Here is a 608-nt window from a genome sequence, read left to right on the forward strand (position 1 = left end):
AGCGAGGCGAACCGGGAGAACTGAAACATCTAAGTACCCCGAGGAAAAGAAATCAACCGAGATTCCCTCAGTAGCGGCGAGCGAACGGGGATTAGCCCTTAAGCATCTTGGAAGTTAGTGGAACGGTCCTGGAAAGGCCGGCGATACAGGGTGATAGCCCCGTACACGAAAACAACCTTGATGTGAAATCGAGTAGGGCGGGACACGTGACATCCTGTCTGAATATGGGGGGACCATCCTCCAAGGCTAAATACTCCTGACTGACCGATAGTGAACCAGTACCGTGAGGGAAAGGCGAAAAGAACCCCTGTGAGGGGAGTGAAATAGAACCTGAAACCGTGTACGTACAAGCAGTGGGAGCCCTTCGGGGTGACTGCGTACCTTTTGTATAATGGGTCAGCGACTTACATTTTGTAGCGAGGTTAACCGTATAGGGGAGCCGTAGGGAAACCGAGTCTTAACTGGGCGTCTAGTTGCAAGGTGTAGACCCGAAACCGGGTGATCTAGCCATGGGCAGGTTGAAGGTTGAGTAACATCAACTGGAGGACCGAACCCACTAACGTTGCAAAGTTAGGGGATGACCTGTGGCTGGGGGTGAAAGGCCAATC

Annotated in this window: 1 rRNA gene; it reads left to right on the top strand. The window is 52.5% G+C overall.

What is annotated here, in order from left to right:
• Nucleotides 1–608, top strand: a 23S ribosomal RNA gene (locus J9892_RS25275); the annotation flags it as partial.

Source organism: Aeromonas sp. Prich7-2, assembly GCF_017939255.1.
GTDB lineage: Bacteria > Pseudomonadota > Gammaproteobacteria > Enterobacterales > Aeromonadaceae > Aeromonas > Aeromonas caviae.